Origin of the sequence: Nocardia rosealba (assembly GCF_020216065.1) — a bacterium.
In the GTDB taxonomy this organism is placed as follows: domain Bacteria; phylum Actinomycetota; class Actinomycetes; order Mycobacteriales; family Mycobacteriaceae; genus Nocardia; species Nocardia rosealba.
In genome coordinates, this window is the sequence record NZ_JAIWNA010000001.1 from 423,078 (window position 1) to 446,162 (window position 23,085).

Consider the following 23,085-nt stretch of genomic DNA (forward strand, 5'->3'; position numbering starts at 1 on the left):
GGAGCGCACACTCATGGCCAGGTCGTGCCCAGCTTCGGAAACGGACTGGACGCCCGTCTGACTTTTTTATCGGAATAAGTTCCTTTTTATTAACTGAACGCCTAGTGTCGGCACTGCATGGACAGGCGCCATGTGATGTAGGCGACATTGGAGGAACGATCAAAAGCTAGACCAACAGCGGCCGACGATCTGTCCGCCGCCGCAGGCGGTCCGTGACGGATCGCCGCTCTCGTCCACATGATCTGTCGGGGATCTGCGCGGATGTGGCGTTGTGCCCATCGCGCTCTTGGCCGGACCTATCGGCGACCACGAGGTACCTCAGGTGTCTTCGTGCTGCCCGAAAACGTTCGGACTGCTGTTTTTTCGCGATACGAGGAGGCTCTGGTGCACGGTACGGAGTTGGGTGGGTTCAGCGCGCGACCGCAGGAAGCGGAGGGTGCGTCGGCACCGTTCCCGCTGACCCCCGCTCAGCTGGGGGTCTGGTACGCGCAGCTGCTCGACCCCGACGTGCCGATCACCATCGCCCAGTACGTGGACATCACCGGCGAGCTGGATCCCGATGTGCTGCAAGCGGTTACGGCCGAGGCGGCGCACACCTACGGTTCGCCGCTGGTGCGGATCGGTGAGCGCGACGGTGTTCCGTATCAGGTGGTGGACCACTCGCTCCCGATCGAGAACGAGCTCCCGCTGATCGATCTGCGCCACCACGACGACCCTGTCGCCGCGGCAAAGGAATGGATGCGCGCGGAATTCGGCGCACCGCTGGACCTGCTCACCGACCGTCTCGTCGCGGGCGCGGTGCTGCGGGTCGGTGCGGAGCGCTGGTTCTGGTACCTGCGCGGACACCACATCGTGCTCGACGGGTACGGCGCGTTCACGCTGTCGCAGCGCATCGCGGAGCTCTACACCGCCCGGGTGCTCGACTTCGAGCCGTCGCGGGTGGTGCCGGGTGATCTGGCCGAACTCGTCGAGGGCGAACAGCGCTACCGCGAGAGCACCCGCTTCGCCGCCGATCGTGAGCACTGGGCCGAGCGCATCGCGGGCCTGGACAGCCCGACCGCGCTCGACCCGCGCACCGCGCCGCGCTCGGCGATCAACCTGGTCACCGGTGGCAGGCTCACCGACAAACTGGTGCAGCGACTGGAAACGATTGCCGCCAGCGATGATTCGACACTGTCGGCGGTGCTGCTCGCCGCGTTCGCCGCCTACCTCGGCCGGCTCACCGACCGGCCGCACGCGGTGCTGAGCCTGCCCGTCACCGCCCGGACCACCGCCGTCATGCGGCGCTCGGCGGGCATGCTGTCCAATATCGTTCCGCTGCGCCTGCCCACCGGTGCGGCCGGGGCGAGCACCACCTGGGGCGAGCTGCTGCGCGCGGCCCGGGTGGAGGTGGCCGGTGCGCTGCGCCACCAGCGCTACCGCGCCGAGGACATCCGCCGCGACGCCGAGGACGACGGTCGCCCGGCCCGGCGCGCGCTGTTCGGTCCGCTGGCGAACTTCATGCTGTTCCGCACCAGCCTGCTGCTCGGCAACACCACCGGGCGCTACCGGGTGCTGTCGACGGGTCCGATCGAGGACCTGAGCCTGAATGTGTACTACGGCGATCACGACCGGGTGCATGTCGATTTCGAGGCCAATCCCAACCTCTACGACGCCGATACGCTGGCCCGGCATCACTGCCGGTTCCTGCGCTTCCTGGAGCGGCTGACGGCGGTCGACCTGGATACTCCCGTCGGTGCCGTCGAGGTGGCCACCGAGCTGGAACTCGAGGTCAGCACCAAGATCTGGAACGCCACCGGCTTCGATGTGACGGCCGCGCTCGATGAGCGCGCGGTGGCAGCGGCGACGCTGCCCGCGATGTTCGAGGCGCAGGTTCTGCGCACGCCCGATTCCGTGGCTGTCCGGATGGCTGGTTCCGGCGAGGCGCTCACCTATCGCGAGCTGTCGCAGCGGGCCGCTCGGCTGGCGCGTCGGCTGCGGGCAGAGGGCATCGGTCCGGAATCGTTGGTGGCGCTGAACATTCGGCGTTCCACCGACCTGGTGATCGCGATGTACGCCGTGGTCGCCGCCGGTGCGGCGTACGTACCGATCGATCCGGACCACCCAGCCGACCGCATCACCCACATTCTTGAAACTGCTTCTCCCGCCGCAATTCTCACCACAACGCGAGAGGAAGTAGTCGACACCGACGTGCCGGTGCTCGCGGTCGATGACATCGACCTGAGCTGGTACGCCGATGAGCCGCTCACCGATGCCGACCGCACCGCCCCGCTGCGGCCGGAACATCCGGCCTACGTCATCTTCACCTCCGGCTCCACCGGCCTTCCCAAGGGTGTGGCCGTCGAGCACGCCGCGATCGTGAACCGGCTGGTGTGGATGCAGCACAGCTACCGCCTGCACGGCGTGGACACGGTGCTGCAGAAGACGCCGACGACCTTCGACGTGTCGGTGTGGGAGTTCTTCTGGCCCTTGCAGATCGGTGCCACGCTGTTGCTCGCCGAGCCGGACGGTCACCGCGATCCCGCCTACCTGCGCCGGGTGATCGCCGAATACGGCGTCACCGTCGCGCATTTCGTGCCGTCGATGCTCGAGGCCTTCCTCGCTCAGCAGGAAATCGCCGAACGTGGTCCGCTGCGACTGGTTTTCGCCTCCGGTGAGGCGCTGCCCGCTCCGCTGGCGCAGCGGTTGCGGTTGCTCACCGGGGCCCGGCTGCATAATCTCTACGGTCCCACCGAGGCCGCCGTCGACGTCACCTTCCACGAGGTGACCGACGCCGACCGGGTGACGGTGCCGATCGGCGCGCCGGTGTTCAATACCCGGCTCCATGTTCTCGACTCGCGGCTGCGGCCGGTTCCGGTCGGGGCTCCGGGTGAGCTGTATCTGTCGGGGGTACAGCTCGCCCGGGGTTATGTCGACCGCCCCGAGCTCACCGCGGGCCGGTTCGTCGCCGACCCGGCGGCGACGGGCGAACGCATGTACCGCACCGGCGACCTGGTGCGCTGGACGACCAACGGTGAACTGGAATACCTGGGGCGCACCGACTTCCAGGTGAAGTTGCGTGGCCTGCGCATCGAACTCGGTGAGATCGAAGCGATCCTCGACAGCGTCGAGGGTGCCGTGCGCGCGGTTGTCGTCGTGCGTGACGACGCGGGTGTCGGCGAACAACTGGTCGCGTATGTGGTGGCCGAGGCAGGTGCCGTCACCGTCGACGCGCTGCGTGCGGCGGCCCTGCGCGCCCTGCCCGCCTATATGGTTCCCGCCGCGTTCGTGCTGCTCGACGAGCTGCCGGTGAATGCCTCGGGCAAGCTCGACCGCAAGGCCCTGCCCGCTCCCGCTCGCACCGTCGTCGCCTACACCGAGCCCGCCGGGCCGGTGGAGGAGACGGTGGCGCGGGTGTTCGGCGAGGTGCTCGGCCTCGAGCGGATCGGCCGTGACGACGACTTCTTCGCACTCGGCGGCAACAGCCTCGTCGCCACCCAGGTCGCGGCTCGCCTCGGCGCCGATCTCGGCTGCGGTCTGACGGTGCGCGACCTGTTCGGCGCCACTACGGTGGCGCGGCTGGCCGCGGTGATCGCCGAGCGCGCCGACGCCGGTGTGAGCGCCCAGCTGCCGGTTCTCGCCGCACGACCGCGCCCGTCGACGATTCCCCTTTCCCCCGCACAGCAACGCATCTGGTTCCTGAATCGGTTCGACCCGGCCGCGCCCGGCTACAACATGCCCTTCGCGGTGCGTTTGCGCGGCACTGCGGATCTCCCTGCGCTACTGAGCGCGCTCGAGTCCGTGGTCGACCGGCACGAGGCCCTGCGCACCATCTTCCCGGCTGTCGACACGGCGGGCGAGGTGGCCCAGCAGGTGGTGTGCCCCGCCGGGCTGGTGCGCATCGGTGCGCCGACCGAGGTGGCCGCCGCGGATCTGGCTGCCGAGCTCACCCGGTTCGCCTCCACCGGTTTCGATCTGGAGCGCGAGGCGCCGTTCCGCGCGCGGGTGTTCGTGGTGGCCGAGACCGCCGCGCGAGGCGAACCGCCCAAGGGTTCCGACGAGCTCGGCGCCGAAGCCCGTCACGAAAACGGCGCCGCGGTCGGCCACACTGTCGGTGCGGGTGAGGGTGAATGCGTGCTCGCCGTCGTGTTGCATCACATCGCGGCCGACGGTGTTTCGCTGCAGGTGCTCGTCCGCGATGTGCTCACCGCCTACCGCGCCGCCGCCGAGGGCGTCGCCCCCGACTGGTCACCGCTGACCGTGCAGTACGCCGACTACACCCTGTGGCAGCGTGAGCTCCTCGGCGCCGAGAACGACCCGAACTCGCTGGCCGCACGCGAAATCGCTTTCTGGGAGCGCACTCTGGCGGGCCTGCCCGACCATCTCGAGCTGCCCTCGGCGCGGCCGCGTCCGGTCGAGCCGAGCATGTGCGGTGCGCGGGTGGAGTTCACCATCGACACCGACCTGCACCGCAGGCTCACCGAGCTGGCGCAGCAGGCGGGGGCCTCGCTGTTCATGGTGCTGCACACCGCGCTCGCCGTGCTGCTCGCGCGGTTGTCGGGCACCACCGACATCGCCGTCGGCACCGGAGTCGCCGGACGTGGCGACCGGGCCATCGACGACCTGATCGGCATGTTCGTCAACACGCTCGTGCTGCGCACCGAGGTCGACCCGGCGGCCAGTTTCGCGGCCGCCCTCGAGCACACGCGCGAGACCGACCTTGCCGCGTTCGCGCACACCACGGTGCCGTTCGACCGGCTCGTCGATGCGGTGAACCCGGCGCGCTCGCAGGCGCGTCATCCGCTGTTCCAGGTGGCTCTGAACTTCCAGGCGGTGCTCGACACCACCTTCGAGTTGGCGGGCTCGCCGGTCACCGTGCACGAGATCGAACTCGACATCACCAAGTTCGATCTGCAGATCACCCTGGCCGAAAAGCGTTCGGCCACCGACGAAGCCGACGGCGTCGAGGCGGTCGTCCTGTACGCAACCGATCTGTTCGACGACACCGATATCCGTGACCTCGGTGCGCGCTTCGTGCGTTTGCTCGCCGCCGCCTCGGCCGCACCGGAAACCGCCGTGGGCGACCTGCCGTTGCTGTCGGTGGAAGAACAAGCCCGGCTCACCGGCATGCGTGGCGGGCCCGTCACCGCCACCGGTCTGCTGCCCGACCTGCTCGCGGCCGCCGTCGCGGACGACCCGGAGCGGGAGGCGGTCACCGACGGCGACCGCAGCCTCACGTACCGGGAGCTCGAGCGGGCCTCGTCGCGACTGGCCCGGGTGCTCATCGATGCCGGTGTCGGACCGGACGACGTTGTCGCCGTGGGTATCCCGCGTTCCGTCGAATCGGTGCTCGCCGTGTGGGCGGTCGCGAAGGCGGGTGCGGCATGGCTGCCCGTCGACCCCAGCTACCCGCTGGACCGGATCACCCACATGGTCACCGATTCCGGTGCGCGCCTCGGCCTGACCGTCGACGGGTCGGCCGCCGCGCTGCCCGCTTCGATCGAGTGGCTGGCGCTCGACGAGCTCAAGCTGATGGCCGAATGCGCCGCGCGTTCCAGCGAACCCGTCACCGACCTCGACCGCGTGTGTTCGCTGCGGGCCGAGCACCTCGCCTATGTCATCTACACCTCCGGTTCCACCGGTCTGCCCAAGGGCGTGCTGGTGACCCAGGCCGGGATCGCCGGATTCGCCGCCGAGGAAACCGATCGCATGGTCGGCTCGCCGGACGCGCGGGTGCTGCAGGTGGGTTCACCGTCGTTCGACATCTCCGTGATGGAGTTCCTGCTCGCGGTGAACTCGGCCGCCACCCTGGTGCTCGCCGTGCCCGGCCGGCACGTCGGTGACGAACTGGCGCAACTGCTTTCGGAGCAGCGGGTCACCCACGCGCTCATGACACCCTCGGCGCTGGCCGTGCTCGACCCCGCCCGGCTCGAACACCTGCGCATGGTGATGGTCGGCGGCGAGGCGTGCCCGCCCGAGCTGGTAGCCCGCTGGACCGAGGGCCCGGTGACGCGCGTGTTCGTCAACGCCTACGGCCCCTCCGAGACCACCGTAGCCACCAACATCAGCGCACCCCTCACCGCCGACACCCCACTCACCCTCGGCACACCGCTGCGTGGCATCGCCCAGTGGGTGCTCGACAGCAGGCTCCGCCCGGTGCCCGCCGGCGTCACCGGTGAGCTGTACGTGGCGGGCGCCCAGATCGCCCGGGGCTACCGCGACCGTGCCGCCCTCACCGCCGCCCGCTTCGTTGCCTGCCCCTGGGAGCAGGGCGCCCGCATGTACCGCACCGGCGACCTGGTCCGCTGGACTCCCGAAGGCACCCTCGCCTACGTCGGCCGCAACGACGACCAGGTGAAACTGCGCGGCTTCCGCATCGAACTCGGCGAAATCGAATCCGCCCTCCTCGCCGACGCCTCGGTTCGCCAGGCCGTCGTGATGGTCCGTCGCGATGCCCATCGCGGTGACCAGCTCGTCGCCTACCTCGTGCCGGCCACCCTGTCGGGCAGCGACTCCGAAGCGTTCCCGGAGAAGATCGCCGAGGCGCTGCGTGGACGGCTGGCGGCGCACATGGTGCCGTCGGCGTTCGTGGTGCTCGACGCGCTGCCGTTGACGCCGAACGGGAAGCTGGATCGGCGGGCGTTGCCGGAGCCGGTGTTCGCCGCGAAGGCATTCCGCGCGCCGGCACCCGGCACCGAAACCGTGGTGGCTCAGGTGTTCGGCGACGTGCTCGGGGTCGAGCAGGTCGGCGCGGACGACGATTTCTTCGCTCTCGGTGGCAACTCGCTGGTCGCCACGCAGGTCGTGTCGCGGCTCGGGGCCGCACTCGGTGCCGGTGTGCCGTTGAAGGCGCTGTTCGAAGCGCCGACTGTGAGCGCACTCGCCGCCCGCATCGCCGGTTCCGAGCAGACTTCCGCGCTGCCCGCACTCGTCGCAGGTGAACGTCCACAGCGGGTTCCGCTGTCCTACGCGCAGCAGCGGATGTGGTTCCTCAACCAGTTCGACGCGGAGTCGGTGGCCGACAATATCGCCGCCGCCATCCGCCTGACCGGCGATCTCGACCACGCCGCGCTGGCCGCGGCGGTGGACGCGGTGATCGCCCGGCACGAAGCTCTGCGCACCCGCTACCCGGCCGTCGACGGTATTCCGTTCCAGCAGGTTCTCGACCGGTTCACCGTCGCCCTCGAGCCCGAGGACATCGATCCCGCGACGCTCGACGATCGCGTCCGCGCCCTCGCCGCCGTGCCGTTCGCGGTGGATCAGGAGCCGCCGGTCCGTCTTCGCCTGCTGCGCATCGCCGCCGACGAACACATCCTTGTCCTCGTGGTGCACCACATCGCGGCCGACGGCTGGTCGGTGGCGCCGCTCACCCACGACGTGATGCTCGCCTACGCCGCCCACCGTGCGGGCACCGCTCCGCAGTGGACCGAGCTGCCCGTGCAGTACGCCGACTTCGCCCTGTGGCAGCGTGACGCGCTGGGTGCCGAGGACGACCCGTCGTCGCCGATGGCCCGTCAAATCGACTTCTGGACAACAGAACTCGCGGACTTGCCCGACCTGCTGGCGCTCCCCACCGACCGCCCGCGCCCGGCCGTGGCATCGGGTCGCGGAGCCCGCCACGCCTTCTCGATCCCCGCGACGATCACCGACCGCCTGCGCGCGCTGGCGACCGAGTCCCACGCATCGCTGTTCATGGTGCTGCACGCCGCGTTCGCCACCACTTTGGCGAAACTCTCGGGCCAAGATGATATTTCGGTCGGCACGCCCGTGGCCGGTCGCGGTGACCAGGCCCTCGACCGGCTCGTCGGCATGTTCGTCAACACCCTCGTGCTGCGCACCCGGATCCCGTCGGACGCCACCTTCACCGAACTCGTCGGCACCGTCCGCGACGCCGACCTGCGCGCACTCGCCAACGCCGATGTCACCTTCGACCGGCTCGTGGAGGTGGTCGACCCACAACGCTCGACCGCACGCCACCCCCTCTTCCAGGTGATGCTCGACTTCCAGAACACCACCCGGACCGAACTCGAACTCGCGGGCCTCACCGCCGCCGAAATCGAGATCGACACCCACACAGCGAAATTCGACTTGCACCTTACGCTGCGCGAAACCTCCGACGGCCTGCTCGCCCGCTTCGAGTACGCCACGGATCTGTTCGACGCGCGGACCATCACAGATTTCAGCACCCGCCTCCTACGGGTGCTGGATACGGTGAGCGCCGATCCCAACGTCGTGATCGGCGACATCGACCTGCTCAGCGCCGCGGAGCGCACCCTGCTGCTCGAAACCTGGAACGACACCGCGTTCCCGGTTATCGAGGGGGCGAACCTGGTCTCGCTGTTCGAGGCACAGGCCGCCCGGACCCCGGGTGCGACCGCGGTGACATTCGAAGGCCATTCCCTCACCTACGCCGAGTTCGGCGAGCGGGTGAATCGCCTTGCCCGCCTGCTCGTCTCGATCGGTGTGCGCCCCGACCGCACGGTTGCCCTCGGACTGCGCCGCGGCACCGACCTGGTGGTCGCCATGTACGCGGTGCTCACCGCAGGTGGGGCGTACGTCCCGCTCGACCCCGACCACCCTGCCGAGCGCATCGCGCAGGTGCTCGACGCCGCCGACCCGGTGTGCGTGCTCACCCGCGAGGCAGACGGCCTCGATCTGGCCAGTGCCGAGCGCGCTGTCGTCCTCGACCTGGATCAGGTCGACACCACCGATTACCCCGCCGACCCGGTCAGCGACGGCGACCGCCTCGCCACCCTCACCCCGGACAATGCCGCCTATCTGATCTTCACCTCCGGCTCCACCGGCAAGCCCAAGGGGGTTGTCGTCTCGCACGCCGCGATCGTCAACCGGCTGATCTGGATGCAGGACGCCTACCGCCTGACCCCCGCCGACACCGTCCTGCAGAAGACGCCCGCCACCTTCGACGTCTCGGTGTGGGAATTCTTCTGGCCCTTGCAGATCGGTGCCCGCCTGCTGCTCGCCGCACCCGACGGCCATCGTGACCCGGCCTACCTCGCGGACCTCATCGACCGCGAAGCCGTCACCGTCGCCCACTTCGTCCCTTCGATGCTCACGGTGTTCGTCGCGGCCTTGGGTGCCGACCTCACCGCGCCGACCGCAACAGCTTCGGGCATTGCCCCCTCGACAAACCTCGATGCCCACTCGGATGCTGCCACGTCGGCGGACGTCGGCACGTCCTCGGGGGACTCCGCGCTGGTCGAGCTCGGCATGTCCTCCGACATCGCCACGCGCGCGGATCTCGGAGCCCGCTCGAGTGCCGGAGCGCGTCAGCCTTCCTCGGCCCGGTGCGACTCGCTGCGGCTGGTGTTCGCCTCGGGTGAGGCGCTGGCACCTGCCCCCGCCCAGGCGCTGCGCCGCCTCACCGGTACGGCTGTGCACAACTTGTACGGCCCCACCGAAGCCGCGGTCGACGTGACCTTCCACGAGGTCGTCGACGCCGACGAGGTCACCGTCCCGATCGGCGCCCCGGTCCACAACACCCAGGTCTACGTCCTCGACGCCCGCCTGCGTCCGGTCCCGCCCGGCGTCCCCGGCGAGCTCTACCTGGCAGGCATTCAGCTGGCCCGTGGCTACGCGGGCCGCCCCGACTTCACCGCCGACCGCTTCGTCGCCAACCCGTTCACCCCCGGCGAGCGCATGTACCGGACAGGCGATCTGGTCAGCTGGGCGGTCTTCGCCGACAACGGCCCGGCAGCGAGTGCGTCCTACATTCACGCCACCAGCGGTGCTGATCCCTCGGACGACACGGATATCCGCGGCGGAGGCCTGGACGGCACGTCGGAGCTCTTGACACGTGGCGAGCTGAAGTACCTGGGCCGCACCGATTTCCAGGTCAAACTGCGCGGGCTCCGGATCGAGCTCGGTGAGATCGAAGCCGCGCTGTCGAGGGTGCCCGAGGTTGCCCAGGCTGCGGTTCTGGTCCGCGACGACGTGCTGGTCGGCTATCTCGTCGGCGCCCCGGATCTCGAGGTCGTCGAGTCGACGCTGGCCCGCACCCTCCCTGCCTACATGGTCCCGTCGGCGTTCGTGGTGCTCGACGAGTTCCCGTTGAACGCTTCCGGCAAGCTCGACCGGAAGGCGCTGCCCGCACCGGTTTTCGAGGCCGCGGCATTCCGTGCGCCGTCGACCGAGGTGGAGCGGATCGTCGCCGCCACCTTCGCCGCCGTGCTCGGCTTCCCGGTCGATCGGCAGGTCGGTCTCGACGACGACTTCTTCGCCCTTGGTGGCAATTCGCTCACCGCCACCCAGGTCGTCGCCCGGCTCGGTGCCGCCCTCGACACCCAGGTCCCGGTGCGTCTGCTCTTCGACGCGCCGACCGTCCACACACTGGCCGAACGATGCGCGGCTCTGCGTGGCACCGGCGGCCGGGTGGCGCTCACGACTCGCACACGTCCGCAGCACATTCCGCTCTCGCCCGCACAGCGGCGCATGTGGTTCCTCAATCGCTTCCTCGCCGACGCCGACGGTCCCGGCGACGCCGTCGACAACATCCCGGTCGCCCTGCGCCTCACCGGCGACCTCGATATCGCCGCGCTCGAGGCGGCGCTCGCCGATGTGATCGATCGGCACGAAACCCTGCGGACCAGTTACCCCGAGGGCCCTGACGGCGCCGAGCAGCGGGTCGCCGCCGCCGCCCCGCTCGCGCTGACACCCGAGCCGGTCAGCGAACAGGAACTACCCACCCGCCTGCTGGCATGTGCCGCGGTGCGCTTCGACCTGACCACCGAGATCCCGTTCCGGGCAACGCTGTTCGCGACGGACGACGCGCACGTCCTCGTCCTCGTCGTCCACCACATCGCCGCCGACGGTTTCTCCCTCGGCCCGCTGGCCGCCGACCTGATGACCGCCTACGCCGCCCGCCGCGACGGCATCGCCCCCACCTGGTCGCCACTGCCGGTCCAGTACGCCGACTACGCCCTCTGGCAGGACGAGGCCCTCGGCGACCCCGCCCACCCCGGTTCACTCGCCCACACCCAGCTCGATTTCTGGCAGCGCACCCTCGCCGGTCTGCCCGAACAGCTGGAACTGCCGACCGACCGGCCTCGTCCGGCCGATTCGAGCTTCCGCGGCGGCGTGCACCGGTTCCAGATCGACTCCGATCTGCACAGTGAGCTGCGGGAGTTGGCCCGCAAGCACGAGGCAACCCTGTTCAGCACCGTGCACGCGGCGCTGGCCGTGCTGCTGGCGCGGCTGTCGGGCAGCGGTGACATCGCCATCGGCACCCCAGTCGCCGGCCGCGGTGAGGCCGCCATCGACGGCCTGATCGGCATGTTCGTCAACACCCTCGTCCTGCGCACCCAGGTGGACCCGCGCGCCGAGTTCGAAACCACCCTCGATGCCGTGCGCGCGGGCGACCTCGACGCCCTCTCCCATGCCGACGTCCCCTTCGAGCAGGTCGTCGAGGCCGTCGACCCGGCACGGGCCCGGAACCGGCATCCGTTGTTCCAGGTGGCTCTCGTCCTGCAGAACTTCACCGTCCCCGCGCTCGACGCGGCCGGATTGCACGCGGCCACCGTCGATTTCGACGCCGCCGTCGCGAAATTCGACCTGCAGTTCACCCTGCGCGAATCCGACGACATCGATGGTCGCGCCGACGGCATGGCGATCGAAATCGCCTACGCCACCGACCTGTTCGACGAATCGAGCGTGGCTGTCCTCGCCCGCCGCTTCACCCAGGTGCTGGCCGCTGTCGTCGCGGACCCGACCGTCGTCGTCGGCGACATCCAGTTGCTCAGCGCCGAGGAACAGCAGCGCACCCTGCACGACTGGGCGAGCGTCGAGGCCGCGGTGGCCGATACCGGCGACACCATGGTCGACCGGTTCGCCCGCGCCGCCGTGATCGATCCGCAGGCCGTCGCGGTGAAGGCGGGGGAGCAGACGCTCACCTACGCCGAGCTCGACGCCTGGTCCAGCCGCCTCGCCCGGCGTCTCATCGCCGCAGGTGTCGGCCCGGAAACGCTGGTGGCCGTAGCTCTTCCGCGCACTGTCGAACTCTCCGTCGCGCTGCTCGCGGTGCTGAAGGCCGGTGGCGGTTACCTGCCGATCGACCCGAACTATCCCGCCGACCGGATCGAGTACGTCCTCGACGACGCCCGCCCGCTGTGCGCCGTCGCGAATGCGGGAACCGGTCTGCCGCGCGACTGGTTCGGTGGCCCCGTGATCGACCCGAACTGCGGCAACCTGGCCGACTTCGGCGCCGAACCGCTCACCGACACCGACCGCCGTGCCCCGCTCGCACCCGCGCACACGGCCTACGTCATCTACACCTCCGGTTCCACCGGCCGCCCCAAGGGTGTGCAAGTACCGCACACGAATGTGCTGGCGCTGCTGGACAATACGGCCGCAAAGTTCGAGTTCGGTCCGTCGGATGTGTGGACGATGTTCCACTCCTACGCCTTCGACTTCTCGGTCTGGGAACTGTGGGGCGCCCTGCTGCACGGTGGCTCGATCGTCCTCGTCGACTACTACACCTCCCGCTCACCCGAACAGTTCCGCGAACTCCTGATCCGCGAACAGGTCACCGTCCTCAACCAGACCCCGTCGGCCTTCTATCAGCTCATCGCCGCCGATCTGGACGCCCCAGCCATCGCCGCCGATGCGGACCGGCCGTGTGACCCGCCCGCCGGTGCTGAATCCGGCAGTGGGGACGCCGACCCGGATGCGCTTCCTGCGGGCGGCAGGGCAGACCGCGCCACGGCGAATGCGCAGGGTCTGCGTGGCTCGGCCGAGGGTGCTCCCGTTGACTTCGCGCTACGCGCGGTGATTTTCGGCGGTGAAGCGCTGGAACCGCAGCGACTGGATGCTTGGTTCGCCCGCCATCCGCACGCGCCTCGACTGGTGAATATGTACGGCATCACCGAGACCACCGTGCATGTTTCCTACCGCGAGATCACCCCGGACACCGGCTCGGCCAGCGTGATCGGCGGCGCCATCGCCGGACTCACCGTGCGCGTCCTCGATTCGCGGCTGCGTCCCGTTCCGGCGGGCGTGCCCGGTGAAATCTACGTGTCCGGCCCACAGTTGGCGCGCGGCTACCTGAACCGACCCGGCCTGACCGCGAGCCGCTTCGTCGCCGACCCGTACGGTCCGCCCGGTTCGCTCGCCTATCGGTCCGGCGACCTGGCCCGCTGGAAGGCGACCGGCGACGGCGCCGACCTCGAGTACCTCGGTCGTGCCGACCAGCAGGTGAACCTGCGTGGGTTCCGGGTGGAACTCGGTGAGATCGAGGCGGCGTTGCTGAACAGCTCAGCGGCGCCCCGCGAAGTCGCGGTGCTGGTGCGCACGGACCTCGTCGACGAGCCGAGGATCGTGGCCTACCTCGTGCCGGGCACCGCGCACATCGATGCCTCGGCGCTGCGCCAGGAACTGTCGCGCACACTGCCCGAGCACATGCTTCCGGCCGCGGTCGTGCCCGTCGAGCGGATTCCGCTGACGGTCAACGGCAAACTCGACCGGGCCGCGCTGCCCGCGCCGGTCTTCGAGTCCACCGTGTACCGCAAGCCCGCCACCGTCACCGAGGAGATCGTGGCCGCGGTCTACGCCGAGGTGCTCGGGACCGGTGACCAGCCGGTCGGCGCCGACGACGACTTCTTCGCCCTCGGCGGCAGCTCCCTGCTGGCCGCCAAGGCCGTGGCCCGCATCGGCGCGGCGCTCGACCGCCGGGTCGGGGTGCGCACCCTGTTCGAGGCGCCGCGCGTCGGCGACCTGGCCGCCGTCGTCGACGCTCAGGCGAAGGTCGACCGCCCCGCCCTGGTCGGCCGGGCACGCCCCGACCGCCTGCCGCTCTCGCCCGCCCAGCAGCGCATGTGGTTCCTCAACCGCTTCGACCGCACCTCGGTGGCCTACAACATCCCGTTCGCGCTGCGCCTCACCGGCGACCTGAACATCCCCGCTCTCCAAGCCGCCGTCGCCGACCTGATCGCCCGGCACGAATCCCTGCGCACCGTCTACCCCGAGGTGGACGGCACCCCCATCCAGTCGATCGTCCCCGCCGCACAAGCGATCACCCCTGCCGACGGGATCCCAGCCGCCGCGCCGTTCGAAGTGATCGAAACCCGAGTCACCCCGGCGGCCGATCACGTCGCAGGCGCGACCGTCGATTCGACTCCTGCGCGAGCCGGAGCCATCCCGGCGCTGGTCGCGGTGGACATCACCGAGGAGTCTCTGCCGCAGGCTGTTCGGGAGCTGGCCGAAACCACCTTCGATGTCACCGTCGAAATCCCGGTCCGGCTGCGGCTCTTCCGCCTCGGCGAGTCCGAGTTCGTGCTGGCGGCGGTCCTGCATCACATCGCCGCCGACGGTTCATCGGTCGCACCGTTCGTCGCCGATCTGATGCGCGCCTACACCGCCCGGCTCGCCGACACCGCGCCCGGCTGGACGCCGCCCGCCGTCCAGTTCGCCGACTACGCCCTCTGGCAGCGTGAACTCCTCGGCGACGACAGCGACCCCGAATCCGTTGCTGCCCAGCAGGTCTCCTACTGGCGCGAGCAGCTGTCCGGCCTCCCGGATCAGCTGGCCCTGCCGACCGATCGGCCGCGCCCGGCCCGGCAGAGCTTGCGCGGCGACAAGGTGAGTTTCACCGTCGACGCCGACCTGCACGCCGCCCTCGCCGCACTCGGCCGCGCGCACGGCGCCACCCTGTTCATGGTGGTCCACGCGGCCTTCGCCGCCCTGCTCGCACGGCTCTCCGGCACCGGCGACATCGCCGTCGGCACGCCGACCGCCGGTCGCGGTGAGGCCGAACTCGACGAGGTCATCGGCATGTTCGTCAACACCCTGGTGTTGCGCACGCCGGTGACGCCCGCGGCGCCGTTCACCGAGGTGCTGACCGCGGCCCGCACCGCCGACATCGCCGCCTTCGCCCACGCCGATGTGCCGTTCGAGCGGCTGGTCGAGGTCCTCAACCCGGCCCGCTCCACCGCCCGGCACCCGCTGTTCCAGGTCGGCTACTCCTTCCAGAACCACGATCGTGGTCACCTGGAGTTGCCGGGGCTCACCGTCACCGATATCGAGTTCGATTCCGGTGTAGCCCAATTCGATCTGCATCTCTTCGCGTTCGACAACTACACCGCCGACGGCGCGCCCTCGGGCATCGACATGGTGCTCGGCTATGCGACCGACCTTTTCGATCACACCACCGCCGAGCGATTCTCGGCCGCGCTGCGCAGAGTCCTCGAATCCGTCACCGCCGCACCGGAAACCCCGGTCGGCGACTTCGACCTGCTCGGTGCCGACCGCGTTCGTGTGCTCGAGACATGGAACGCCACCGCCCACCCGGTCGCCCCGGCCACACTGGCCGACCTCGGCGCCCGGCAAGCGGCGCGGACGCCGGACGCGACCGCCCTGATCGACGCCGACACCGCCGAATCCCTGGACTACCGGACCTTCGACGCCCGGGTGAACCGCATCGCCCGCCTGCTCATCGCCGAAGGCGTGGGCCCGGAACGCACCGTGGTGCTCGCCATGCGCCGAGGGCTCGACCTGGTGATCGCGATGCACGCCGTGGTCCGTGCCGGCGGCGCGTACGTGCCGATCGACCCGGACCACCCGGCCGACCGCATCTCCTACATCATCGAGACCGCCGCGCCGATGTGTGTGCTCACCACCGTTGCGGACGGCGTGCCCGTCACGGTAAACGTTCCCGTCTTCGAGCTGGATCATCGTGCGCTGGAGGAGGTGTCGAACGAGCCGCTGACCGATGCCGAGCGCATCACCCAGCTGCGCCCGGAACACCCCGCGTACGTCATCTTCACCTCCGGCTCCACCGGCCTGCCCAAGGGCGTCACCGTCCCGCACGCGGCCGTCGTCAACCAGCTGGCCTGGCTGCACGACCGTTTCACCATGACCGGCGCCGATCGTGTCCTGCTGAAGACACCGGCCACCTTCGACCTGTCGGTCTGGGAATTCTGGTCCCCCCTCACCAGCGGCGGTGCACTGATCGTCACTCGCCCAGGCGACGAACGCGAGCCGGAACGCCTGCGCGACATCATGACCCGCTACGGCGTCACGGTGTTGCATGCCGTCCCATCACTGATCGGCATGCTCCTCGCCAGTGCCAACGCCAGCGCCAGCGCGACGGCGCTGTCCGCTGTCGCGGCCCAGGCTGCCGACTCTGCCCCGTCCGCCAACACCGTCGGCACCGGTACGGCGACTGCTGAGGCGCTTACTGCGGATCGGGCGGTTACGTCCTCAACCGCTGTCGGTGCCGGTGCGGTGACTGCTGGGGCGTCTTCTGCGGATCGGGCGGTCACGTCCTCAACCACCGTCGGCGCCGGTGCGACGAACATCGCGGCGCATTCCCCGGCGGTTGCGGTCGTCTCGGCATCCGCATCCGCAGCCGATGCCGACGCGCACACCACAGCAGTCCTGCCCCGGTCGCTGCGCGCGGTCCTCGCCATCGGGGAAGCGCTCCCCGCCGCGACCGCCATCCAGTTCCTGGCGTCCGGCACCTCGGCCCGTTTGCACAACCTGTACGGGCCGACCGAGGCCGCTGTCTCGATCACCGAACACGAAGTCGCGCAGCCCCCTTCGCATGTGGTTCCGATCGGTTCGCCCGAATGGAACAGCGCGGTCTATGTGCTGGATACCCGACTCAGCCCCTTACCGATCGGGGTGGCGGGCGAGCTGTATCTGGCCGGCGCCCAGCTGGCCCGTGGCTACCACGGCCGCTACGCCCTGACCGCCGATCGCTTCGTCGCCAACCCCTTCGAACCGGCCGGGGAGCGCATGTACCGCACCGGCGACATCGTCCGCTGGCGTGACGACGGCACCCTCGAATACCTGGAACGCGCCGACTTCCAGGTCAAGATCGGTGGCTTCCGGATCGAGCTCGGTGAGGTCGAAACAGCACTGCTGCGCTGCACCGATGTGCGTGCGGCGGTCGCGATCGCCAAGGACGACGACCGCGTCGGCACCCGCCTGATCGCCTACGCGGCGGTTGCCGACCTGCCACCCGGCGACGAGCAGACCATCGCGTCGCGCCTGCGTGGCGAACTCGCCGAGCACCTGCCCGCCTACATGGTCCCCGCCGCCGTGGTGGTGCTCGACAGCCTGCCGCTCAATGCCAACGGCAAGGTCGACCGTGCCCGACTGCCCGAACCGGCGATCACGGAGGCGGCCTTCCGTGCACCGGTCACCGCGCTGGAACAGCTTGTCGCGCAAGTCTTCACCGAGGTGATCGACTGCCCGAGCGCAGGCCTGGACGACGACTTCTTCGCCCTCGGCGGCAACTCGCTGATGGCGACCCGGCTGGCCGCCCGGCTCGGTGCGGCACTCGGCGCCCAGGTGCCGGTCGCGGCCGTTTTCGAGGCACCGACTGTCGCGGCCCTAGCCGAGCGGCTGGCCGCCGCCGACCGCACGGGCGCGCGCCCGCCGCTCACCCGGCGTACCGAGGACGGACCCGCCGTCCTCGCACCCGCGCAGCAGCGCATGTGGGTGCTGCACCAGCTGTCCCCGCAGTCGTCGGCGTACCACATCCCCGCCGCCATCCGCCTCACCGGCGAACTCGACCTGGCGGCCCTGCAGGCCGCGATCGCCGACCTGCTCGCCCGCCACGAGAGCCTGCGCACCCGGTACCCGGACACCCCGGACGGGCCGGTGCAGCAGGTACTGCCCGCGTGGTCGTCGGCCGTCGACCTGACGCCCATCCCGGTCGCCGCCGACGACGTCGAAGCCCGGATCGCCGCCCTGGTCGCCCAGCCGTTCGACATCACCGCCGCACCGCCGGTGCGCGTGGCGCTCTACGAACTCGGCGAGAACGAGCACGTGCTGGTCGTCGTCGTCCACCACATCAGTGGCGACGGTTACTCGATCGCACCGCTGACCCGGGATCTGGTGCGCGCTTACGTCGATCGTGCTCAGGGCAACGAACCAGGGTGGGTGCCACTGGAAATCCAGTACAGCGACTTCAGCGTCTGGCAGCGCGAGTTGCTCGGTGACGACCACGACCCGGACAGTGTGGTGTCCCAGCAGCTGCGGTACTGGTCGCAGGAGCTCGCGGGCGCACCGGAACTTCTCTCGCTCCCGACCGACCGCCCCCGATCCACGCGACGCGAGATGCGCGGCGCCGCTGTCGAATTCGCGGTCGATTCAGCACTGACCCGACGCCTCGACGAGGTGGCCCGCACCAACAACACCACCTTGTTCACCGTTGTCCACAGCGCCCTCGCCGTGCTGCTCGCCAAGCAGTCGGGCAGCAGCGATATCACCGTCGGTGCCCCCGTCGCCGGTCGCGGTGCGCGCGAACTCGACGATCTCGTCGGCATGTTCGTGAACACCGTCGTGCTGCGCACCGAGGTCGATTCCCGTGCCCCGTTCACCGATCTGCTCGCCCAGGCTCGCCGCCGCGACCTGGCCGCCATCGCGCATGCCGATGTCCCGTTCGAGCAGGTGGTCGACGCGCTCGGCCGCACCAGATCGGGCGCCTACTCGCCGCTGTTCCAGGTGATGCTCACCTTCCAGAACATGCCACCGGGCAGCATCGAATTACCCGGCCTACGCGTGCAGCCGCTCGACCCGGGCCTGACCGAAGCCAAGTTCGACCTGCACCTGACCGCCGTGCAACGCTACGACGCCAACGGTGATCTCGACGGCCTCGACATGCATTTCGGCTATGCCACAGACCTTTTCGACGACAAGACCATCCGGGTGCTCACCGAGCGATTCCGCAAGGTACTCGCCGCCGTCGCCGCCGATCCCACCGTAGTGGTTCGGGCCATCGACGTGCGCACCGACGCCGAGCAGGCACCCACCGCACCGACCACCGCCGACCTGCCGAGCCTGATCGGCTCGGCGGCCCGTGTGGCGCCGGCGACCGTGGCATTCGTCCACGGCGAGCACGCCATCTCCTTCGCCGAGCTCGACGCCAAGCTCACCGCCGTGAGCCGGTCGATGGGCGCGAAGATGAAACCCGAAGCGCTGATCAACGTCGCGCTGGCCGGGCTGGTGCCCGGTGTGCTCGGCGCCCTCGGCGCGGCGGGTCTAGCCACCACTTTGCACACACTGGTGACCGATGCCGCCGCGGTGATCGCCGAGGCGGGGTCGGCTGACGACTCGGAAGGACAACTCTGATGTCGCACACGAATTCGGTCACGGCCGCCGTCCCGTTCGACACGCTGGGGCGTGAGCTCCCGAACGAAGACGGGCGTGACCCGGCGACCCTGCTCGCCGCATTCATCGACCAGGTCGCCGACGACCCCGATGCGCTCGCTGTCGTCGACGGCGAACGCGCACTCACCTACGCCGAGGTCGCCGACCGCGCCGAGGAACTGGCGGCGGTGCTGGTGGAACGCAATGCCGGTCCCGAGACCACGGTCGCGGTGTGCCTGCCCCGTTCCGCCGAACTGGTGGTGGCCGTGCAGGCCGTGATCGCCTCGGGGGCGGCGTTCGTTCTGCTCGATCCCGACGCACCCGCCGACCTGCGGGCCCGCACCGTTGCACTCGCGGCGCCCACTCTGCTGCTCACCGGGGCCGTTCCCACGTCCGCTGACCCGGGTCTCGATACCGGCTCGGCAACGGATGCTGCTGTCGAACAGGGTATTTCGGTTCAGGTGCTGCCAGGCGCGGACAACCCTCCCGCTGAAGGTTCCCGTGCTCTTCCGGGTCCGGGTGCCGACAATCCCGCCTACCTCGTCGTCGATCCGACGGCCTCGACCGCCGTGGTCATCGGACACCGTGCGGCACAAGCCAATTCGGTATGGCGGTACCGGATGTGCGGCATCGGGTCAGGCGATTCCGTGCTGTGGCACGCACCGCTGGGCTCCCAGGCCGCGATCGGTGAACTCCTGCTCGCCCTGCAATCGGGCGCGGCGCTCGTACTGCCGGTCGGCGGCACCCTCGCCGAGGCTATCGCCGAAACCCGGGTGACCACAGCCGCATTCGATCCTGTCCAGCTCGCAGAGCTCACCGAGCTAGCCGACGCCGAGGAATTACTCGACTCGCTACGCGTGGTACTGGCCCGAGGCGCGACCCTCCCGGCGAGAACCGCCGCGGCCCTGCGCTCCGTGAGTGGCGCCACCCTGTGGCAGGTGTACGGCAGACCGGAAACCGCGGGCGAGGTCGTCGCCCACGAGGTGACCGGCGCCGACCTCGAAGTGGTGCCGCTCGGATGCGCCGCCGACGACGTGGAACTGCTCGTTCTCGACGAACACCTCGAGCCCGTCGCCGACGGGGAAGTGGGCGAACTGTACATCTCCGGCGTGCAATTGGCGCGTGGCTACCTCGGCAGGCAGGCGACCGCCGCCACCTTCCTCGCCAACCCCATCGGACCCGTCGACGACCGCATGTTCGCCACCGGCGACCTGGTGCGCCGCAGGCCGCCGGGGGAGGGGTGGGCCGCCGAACTCGAATACGTCGGGCGGGTGGACGATCGCGCCGACCGGTACGCGGTCGTCCCGGTACGCGGTGGACTGCCCGGTGAACTTCTGCTCGACGAGTTCGAAGCCCAGGCCGCCGCAACGCCTTTCGATCCGGCCGTCGTCCACGCGGCGGGTTCCGGTTCGATCATCACCTACGGTGACCTCGACCGGCGGACCAATCAGCTCGCCCGGCACCTGGCCGCGCTCGGCATCGGGCCGGAATGCCCGGTGCTGGTGGATATTCCGTGCTCGATCGCGCTGGTCGTCGGTGTGTACGCCGTGCTGAAGGCGGGTGGCGCGGTGGTACCGGTCGAGGCCGGGGTGCTGCCGCCGGTCGTCGGCCCCGCGCTGATCGTCACCGTGGCCGGGCGCGAACACACTGCGGTGTACGACATTCCGCGTGTGGTCATCGATGACGTGCGGCTGTCGGACTACTCCGACGAACCCATCACGCCCGGTGAGCGGCGAACGCCCGTACTCCCGCAGCATCCGGCCTTCGTGCTGTATCCGCGCGGCGCCGGGCAAGGCGTCACCGTGAGCCACGTGGCGGCGGTGCACCGGATCACCGCCATGCAGAACAGGCACGGGCTCACCGGCCGCGACGTGTATCTGCACCAGGCCACCGAATGGCACGGATATGTGCTGCCGTTGCGGGTGGGCGCCACCGTTGTCCTCACCGAACCTCCTGATCCGGCGCGATTAGCTGAACTGATCGCCACCTACGGCATCACCGCCGCCGACTTCACTCCGCAGCGGCTCACCGGATTCACCGAGCACCTCACCGGCGTCGCCGACGGTGTGCCGACTCTGCGCAGCGCCGTCGTTCTCGGCGCCCCACTCACCGCCGCACAGATCCGCGACTTCGCCGCCGTCTCCGCCGCGCACCTGCACCACGACTACGGTCGCGCCGAGGCGACCGTCACCCTCACCTACCCCGAAGAGCCACGCGCCGACCTGGGTGAACCCCCGCCGGTCCGGGTTCGGGAATGGAACCGCCGCGTCTACGTGCTCGATGCGCGACTGCGCCCGACCAGTCCCGGCGTCGCGGGTGAGCTGTACCTGTCGGGCGCGCAACTGGCCCGCGGCTACCGCGACGACCCAACCGTCACCGCCGAACGCTTCGTCGCCAACCCCTTCGGCATCCCCGGCGAACGCATGTTCCGCACCGGCGAACGCGCCCGCTGGGAAATCGACGGAACCACCGCCGCTCTGGTCCGCCTCGGCACTACCAACCCCACCAGGAAGGCACTCCCATGACCAACCCGTTCGACGACGACAACGCCCAGTTCTACGTCCTCGTGAACTCCGAAGGCGAACACTCGCTCTGGCCGACCTTCGCCGCCGTCCCCGGCGGCTGGACCGTTGCCTTCGGCGCCGCCCCCCGCACCTCGTGCCTGCACTACGTCGAATCGCACTGGCTCGACATGCGCCCCAACTCCCTCATCGCCGCCATGGCCAACGACCCCCGCCCCGAGTAGTTCCGCCACAGTCGGAGCAGGGGTGGGCGGAAGTGCTCAGCCGAGCAGTACCCGGCGCATGAGGAAGCCGACTCGGGCGCGCCCGGCCAGGGGCGTGTTGCCGAAGGATTGGCCGAGGTCGATGACCATGGCGAAGGCCGCGTGGACGAGGAATCGGGCCTCGGCGGGGGTGAGGGCGGGGCGGACCTCGCGGACGAGGCGGGCCCATTCCTGGACGCTGAGACGCTGGATATTGCGCAGGACCGCGCGTTCTTCGGCGGGGACGTGGCCGAATTCGGCGTAGTAGACCACCGCGAGGGCGCGTTCGTCGAAGGTGTCGGCGACGAACTGGTCGATCAGTACATCGAGGGCGGCGGCACTGTGCGGGGTGCTCGCGACGGCGGGACCGATGGCGCCGGACACCCGGTCGGCGGCGCGGCGGAACGCGGCGGCGAGAATGTCGCTCTTCCCACGGTAGAAGCGGTAGACCGCCGAGGCGGCGGAAAGTCCGGCGGCGGAGGCGATGTCCTCCACACTCACGTTCGGGTAGCCACGTTCGTGGAACAGCTCGACCGCTTTGCGCAGCAGCAGTTCGTGTTTGAACGATGCGGGAATCTGCGCTCGCACCGACTGCTCGGAAACCGTTGCGGCAGGCGGAAGTTCACACTCGAGCAACGACATGCACGCCGAGCCGAGCAGCTTGTGCACCGCCCGCGCGGGGAGGGCGGCGTGGTGGTCGGCGAGGCTGGTGACCACGCCGAACATGGCCGTGGACACCAGCCGCAACTCCTCGGCACTCAGTTCCGGACGCACGACGGCGAGTTCACGGTCGAACCCGGCGAGTACGGAACTCTGCTGCCGATCGAGAACCGCCCGGTCGGCGGGCTCGAGGTAGCGACCCTCCCAGCGCACCAACGTGACGGTCGCCCGGTTCTCGAGGGTGGCGCCGATGAGCCCGGCGAGCCTGTGCCGCAACCGTTCCGGCGCCGACCGGACCTCGGCGGGTACCTCGACGGCCGTGGTGAAAGCCTCGCCGACCCGAAGCAATTCCTCCCGGAACAACGCGTACTTGCTTGGGTAGTGCCGGTACAGCGCGGCCGAACTGATGCCGAGCGCGGCCGCGATGTCCTCCATGCTCACCCCGTGATACCCGGCGGCCCCGAACGCCGCCGCCGAGGTGGCCGCGATCTGCGCACGCCGATTCTTCGGCCTGCGCCGCACACCATCGACTACCGACCCACGTGCCCCACGAGACTCGCCGACATTCATACCCG

4 protein-coding genes are annotated in these 23,085 nt (G+C 69.8%); 3 read left to right on the forward strand and 1 reads right to left on the reverse strand.

From position 1 onward, the window contains the following. Positions 1–384: 384 nt before the first annotated feature. The 3 genes from LDL21_RS02065 to LDL21_RS02075 are packed head-to-tail and all read left to right on the forward strand — an operon-like array spanning position 385 to position 21,832. A complete protein-coding gene (locus LDL21_RS02065) occupies positions 385–19,068 on the forward strand; it encodes a non-ribosomal peptide synthase/polyketide synthase (RefSeq protein WP_225278596.1) in 18,684 nt (6,227 codons plus the stop codon). Beyond that, positions 19,068–21,611, forward strand: a complete 2,544-nt coding sequence (locus LDL21_RS02070; protein ID WP_225278597.1) for an AMP-binding protein — start codon at positions 19,068–19,070, stop codon at positions 21,609–21,611. The genes LDL21_RS02065 and LDL21_RS02070 overlap by 1 nt, the downstream gene beginning before the upstream one ends. Next, a complete protein-coding gene (locus tag LDL21_RS02075; protein ID WP_067485237.1) occupies positions 21,608–21,832 on the forward strand; it encodes an MbtH family protein in 225 nt (74 codons plus the stop codon). Before LDL21_RS02070 ends, LDL21_RS02075 begins: the two co-directional genes overlap by 4 nt. A gap of 36 nt (positions 21,833–21,868) precedes the next feature. Here the strand turns inward: LDL21_RS02075 and LDL21_RS02080 are convergent, their stop codons facing one another. Beyond that, a complete protein-coding gene (locus LDL21_RS02080; protein ID WP_225278598.1) occupies positions 21,869–23,080 on the reverse strand; it encodes a TetR/AcrR family transcriptional regulator in 1,212 nt (403 codons plus the stop codon). Positions 23,081–23,085: the final 5 nt, after the last annotated feature.